Raw genomic sequence first — 5,217 nt, 5'->3', positions numbered from 1 at the left:
CGCCTCGGCCGCAGTCGCCGAGGCACGCGCCGCGCTGGCCAGCTCTCGCATCAGCCTGGGGTATGCGTCGGTGCGCGCGCCGATCTCCGGTCGCGCCGGTCGCGCGCAGGTAACCGAAGGTGCGCTGGTCGGGCAGGGCGGCGCGACGCTCCTGACCACCGTCGACCAGATCGATCCGCTGTACGCGAATTTCTCCATCTCGATCGCCGAGCTCGACCAGCTGCGTCGCGCGCAATCGCAGGGCGAGCCGGGCGACCGCGACGTGCAGGTGGTGCTGCCCGACGGCACGACCTACGGGAAGCGCGGTTCGCTCGATTTCGAGGGCAGCGTGGTCGACCCGGCGACGGGTGCCGTATCGCTGCGCGCACGCCTGCCGAATCCCGAGCATCGGCTGCTGCCGGGCACGTACGTGACCGTGCGCGCCACCCTCGGGCTGCAGCCGTCGGTGTATCTCGTGCCGCAGACGGCGGTGCTGCGTGATGCGCAGGGCGCCTACGTGCTGGTGGTCGGCGCCGACGGCAAGGCCGCGCGCAAGGACATCGGCGCCGATCGCCAGCAGGAAGGCATGTGGATCGTCGACCGCGGCCTGGCGCCCGGCGATCGCGTGATCGTGTCGGGGCTGCAGAAGGCGCAACCCGGCGCGACGGTGAAAGCCATGCCGTGGAAGCCCGATGCACCGGTCGCGGCGAACGCGCCTGCCGCTGCGCCGAAGGGCTGATCGACCATGTCCCGCTACTTCATCAACCACCCGGTGTTCGCGTGGGTGATCGCGATCATGATCGTGATCGCGGGCCTGCTGTCGATCCGCAGCCTCGGCATCGAGTCGTACCCCAACATCGCGCCGCCGCAGGTGGGCGTGTCGGCCAGTTATCCAGGCGCGAATGCGGAGACGGTCGAGCGCGCCGTCACGCAGATCATGGAACAGCAGCTCACCGGCATCGACGGGCTCGACTATTTCAGCGCGTCGTCGAGTTCGGGCTCTGCCTCGCTCAACCTGACGTTCAAGCCCGGCACCGATCCCGACATCGCGCAGATGCAGGTGCAGAACAAGGTCGCGCAGGCGACACCGCGGCTGCCGTCCGACGTGACGCAGCAGGGCATCACCGTCGCGAAGGCGAACTCCGGCTTCTTGATGGTGGTGGCGCTGCGCTCGACCGATCCGAAGGTCGGGCGGGATGCGCTCGCCGACCTGCTGGCCTCCAACGTGCTGGACCAGATCGCGCGCGTGCCCGGCGTCGGAGGCACGCAGCTTTTCGGCGGCGAATACGCGATGCACATCTGGCTCAACCCGGATCGCCTGCAGGCATTCGGGCTTTCGGCGAGCCAGGTACTGCAGGCGGTGCGCTCGCAGAACGTGCAGTTCTCCGCAGGCCAGGTGGGCGGTGAGCCATCGCCGTCGACGCAGATGTTCACGGCCACCGTCGCCGCCGAAGGTCGCTTCTCGACGCCGCAACAGTTCGAGGACATCCTGCTGCGCGCCGATCCCAACGGCGCCACCGTGCGACTGCGTGATGTCGCCCGCGTGCAGGTGATGGGCTCGGCGCACGCCTTCGAGCTGAAGTGGGACGGCGCGCCCGCCGCCGGTTTTGCGGTGCAACTGGCGCCCGGCGAGAACGCGCTGGAGGTTGCGGCGGCGGTCAAGCAGCGCATGGCGGAGTTGCAGCCGAGCTTCCCGCAGGGCGTCAAGTGGTTCTCGCCCTACGACAGCTCGGCGTTCGTGCGGGTGTCGGTCGACGAGGTGATCCAGACGCTCGCCGAGGCGATGGTGCTGGTCTTCCTCGTCATGCTGCTGTTCCTGCAGAACCTGCGCGCCACGCTGATTCCGACGCTCGTCATCCCGGTGGCGCTGCTCGGCACGTTCCTTGGCATGAAGGTGCTCGGCTTCACCATCAACCAGCTTTCGCTGTTCGGCATGGTGCTGGCGATCGGCATCGTGGTCGACGACGCGATCGTGGTGATCGAGAACGTCGAACGCATCATGACCGAGGAAGGCCTGCCGCCGCGCGAGGCCACGTACAAGGCGATGCAGCAGATCACCGGTGCCGTCATCGCGATCACGCTGGTGCTGGCCGCGGTGTTCGTGCCGAGCGCGCTGCAGTCGGGCTCGGCCGGTGCGGTGTACAAGCAGTTCGCATTGACGATCGCGATGGCGATGCTGTTCTCCGCGTTCCTCGCGCTGGGCTTCACGCCCGCCCTGTGCGCCAACCTGCTCAAGCCGAGCGCGCACCACGACAAGCGCAACCCGATCTTCCGCGGATTCAATCGCGCCTACGACCGGATGAGTACCACCTATGTGCGCCACGTCGGCCGCGCCGTGCAGCACGCGCCGCGCTGGATGATCGTGTTCGGCCTGCTCGCCGCGCTGACCGGTTTCCTGTTCTGGCGGATGCCCGGCTCGTTCCTCCCGGAAGAAGACCAGGGCTATGCGCTCGCCGTCGTGCAGCTACCACCGGGCGCAACGCTGCGCCGCACCCAGGCCGTGTTCGAGCAGGTGCGGGCGGCGGTCAACAAGATCGACGGCTACGAGGGAATGATGCAGGTGGCCGGGTACAGTTTCATCGGCCAGGGCGAGAACGTGGGCATGGCCTTCATCAAGCTCAAGCCGTGGAACGAGCGCAAGATCACCGCCACGCAGTACATCCAGCAGGCGAACCAGCATCTATCCGGTATCCGCGACGCGCAGATCTTCGTGATCAACCTGCCCACGGTGAATGGCCTCGGTGCGTTCGGTGGCTTCGACATGTACCTGCAGGATCGCAGCGGAAAGGGCCGCGAAGCGCTGCAGCAGGCGATGGGCACGCTGCTGCAGAAGGCGGGCCAGGACAAGACGCTCGTCGGCGTACGTCCGAACTCGCTGGAGCCGTCGCCGCAGCTCAAGCTCGACGTCGATCGCGTGCAGGCGCAGGCGATGGGCCTGTCGGTCGGTGACATCCACAGCTCGATCCAGCTGATGCTGGCGCCGATCTACGTCAACGACTACGTGCAGGGCGGCCGCGTCAAGCGCGTGCTCATGCAGGCCGACGCGCCGTTCCGCACCGGGCCCGAGTCGCTCGCGCACTTCTACACGCCCGCCCCCGGTGCGACGCAGGCCGATGGCACGCGCACGATGATTCCGCTGTCGAACGTGGTGCACGCGACGTGGACGGTCGCGCAGCCGACGCTCACCCGCTACAACGGTTTCGCGGCGGTCGAGATCGTCGGCTCGCAGGCGCCGGGCAGGAGTTCGGGCGAGGCGATGGCGTCGATGCAGCGCATCGTCGAGAACGACCTGCCGCCGGGCTTCGGCTACGACTGGGCCGGGCAGTCCCACCAGGAGATCCTCTCGGGCAGCCAGACCACGATGCTGATGATCCTGTCGATCGTCGTGGTGTTCCTGTGCCTCGCGGCGCTGTACGAGAGCTGGTCGGTGCCGGTCGCGGTGTTGCTCGTGGTGCCGCTCGGCGTGCTCGGCGCGATCGTACTGTCCGACCTGCGCCAGTTGCCGAACGACATCTACTTCAAGATCGGCCTGATCACCGTGATCGGCCTCGCCGCGAAGAACGCGATCCTGATCATCGAGTTCGCGATCGCCGAAAGGCAGGCTGGCAAGCCGCTGCGACAAGCCGTGGTGGAAGCCTCGAAGTTGCGCCTTCGGCCGATCCTGATGACGTCGTTCGCCTTCATCATGGGCGTCACGCCGTTGGCGATCTCGACCGGCGCCGGCGCGAATTCGCGGCATGCGATCGGCACCGGCGTCATCGGCGGCATGCTCTTCGCCACCCTCCTCGGCTTGCTGCTGATCCCGGTGTTCTACGTGATCGTGCGCCGCGTGCTGGGCGACACGCTGGACGATCCGCCGAAGCTCGATCCGAACGACGCGCATCACCACATTCCGTTGTAGTTGCCACGCGCAACAACGAAGGCCCCGCGTCGCGCGGGGCCTTTCTTCGTTTCGATTCCGGCGAGGTTGGCCGCGGGGCAACAAAAAACCCGGCAGCCTGGGCTGCCGGGTTCGGTTTCCAGCGAACTGGAAAGCGGAACTTACTTTGAGGACTTGCCGGTCACGGCGTCGGCAGCCTGCTCGGTCGCCTTCGTCGCGCCCTTGGCAGCCTGCGAGAACTGGTCCTGCGCCTGCTTGACGGTGTCGTTCGCGGTGCGCGCGACGGTCTCGAGCTGGCCCTTGGCGATCTGCGCGACCGATTCCTGCACCTTCGCGATGCGGCCCATGACGTCCTGGCCGGTCGCGACGGACTTCTCGAGGTTCTCGCGGACGATCTGCGCGCCCTTCGGGAACAGGTTCTTGGCGCCGTCGAGGTCACGGACCTGCGAAGCCTCGCCGAGGAACGCGAAGGTGGCCGTGGTGCGCTCTTCGATCGCAGCGAGCTGCAGGCCGAAGATCGCTTCGACGTTCTCGAGCGTCAGGCGGTTGATGCGCGCGGCGTTGTCGGCGAACTGACGGGTAGCGGCGGCGAACTGGTCATTGAACTGTGCGTACATGGCGGGCTCCTGAAGTGGCCGGAATGGCCGATGCAGCGGGGTTGTGCGATGCAGCATAGGCTTCCCCATGCTGCAGTGCAACAACCGCTTGTCGGTCGTTGTCCGTAGGTCAGGAACGTGAGCGCGCGCCTTCACGCGGCGGCGGTCCCGCGGGGCGCCGGCAGGATCGAGCCCCGGATCAGCGGGCCTGGACCGGTCCGAAGTACCGGCAGCCCGACGTGCAGGTCTCGTGGATAGCCACTTCCGACAGCTGGGGCAGCCCGGGCTTCAGGCGCTGCCAGATCCACTCCGCCAGCCGTTCGCTGGTCGGGTTGTCCAGCCCCTCGATGTCATTGAGGTAGTTGTGGTCGAGGCGCTCGTAGAGCGGACGGAACGCGGCCTTTAGATCGGCAAAGTCCATCACCCAGCCGGTGTCCTCGCCGGGCTCGCCGCGGACGTGGATCTCGACCCGGAACGAATGCCCGTGCAGGCGCGCGCATTTGTGGCCCGGCGGCACGTTGGGCAGCCGGTGCGCCGCCTCGAGGGTGAAGACCTTGAAGATATCCATCGCTGGCATTGTACGGCGGCGCCCAGGACCCGCCCGGGCACGACCCGGAACGCGCATCGTCGTCTGCTAAGTTCTGCCGACTGATCGCGACCCACCGAAGTGCCGCACTCCGCATCGCACGCCGACACCTCCCCGACCGCGCCCGTGCCTGCTCCTTCGCGGGCCGCGGGCGCGGCGCGAACGGCCGCCGGCAC

At 67.6% G+C, this 5,217-nt stretch carries 4 protein-coding genes; 2 read left to right on the top strand and 2 right to left on the bottom strand.

Annotated elements, in window-relative coordinates; genetic code table 11:
- Together FW784_RS12525 and FW784_RS12520 are read left to right on the top strand one after the other, a co-directional pair.
- Positions 1 to 718 (top strand): efflux RND transporter periplasmic adaptor subunit (locus FW784_RS12525; protein WP_149353672.1); only part of this gene is annotated, 718 nt, incomplete at its 5' end.
- A 6-nt stretch (positions 719 to 724) separates the two neighbouring features.
- Positions 725 to 3,880, top strand: coding sequence for a multidrug efflux RND transporter permease subunit (locus FW784_RS12520; RefSeq protein ID WP_149353671.1), 3,156 nt, complete (start codon positions 725 to 727; stop codon positions 3,878 to 3,880).
- Positions 3,881 to 4,020: 140 nt separating this feature from the next.
- On the opposite strand, the gene FW784_RS12515 is transcribed toward FW784_RS12520, so the two are convergent.
- Complete coding sequence (locus FW784_RS12515; RefSeq protein ID WP_187770803.1) at positions 4,021 to 4,476, bottom strand: phasin family protein; 456 nt, start codon at positions 4,474 to 4,476, stop codon at positions 4,021 to 4,023.
- Between the two features lie 178 nt (positions 4,477 to 4,654).
- Entirely contained in the window at positions 4,655 to 5,023 is a 369-nt protein-coding gene (queD, locus tag FW784_RS12510) for a 6-carboxytetrahydropterin synthase QueD (RefSeq protein WP_149353669.1), read from the bottom strand.
- Between the last annotated feature and the right edge of the window lie 194 nt (positions 5,024 to 5,217).

This window comes from Cognatilysobacter lacus, from assembly GCF_008274655.1.
Taxonomy (GTDB): domain Bacteria; phylum Pseudomonadota; class Gammaproteobacteria; order Xanthomonadales; family Xanthomonadaceae; genus Cognatilysobacter; species Cognatilysobacter lacus.
The sequence above is the reverse complement of the archived record's forward strand: the minus strand, read 5'-3'. Positions and strand labels throughout refer to the sequence as shown.

Coding starts and splice junctions, on each gene's coding strand:
- FW784_RS12520 (WP_149353671.1), top strand. CDS start 725: ATGTCCCGCTACTTCATCAACCACCCGGTGTTCGCGTGGGTGATCGCG.
- FW784_RS12515 (WP_187770803.1), bottom strand. CDS start 4,476: ATGTACGCACAGTTCAATGACCAGTTCGCCGCCGCTACCCGTCAGTTC.
- queD (WP_149353669.1), bottom strand. CDS start 5,023: ATGGATATCTTCAAGGTCTTCACCCTCGAGGCGGCGCACCGGCTGCCC.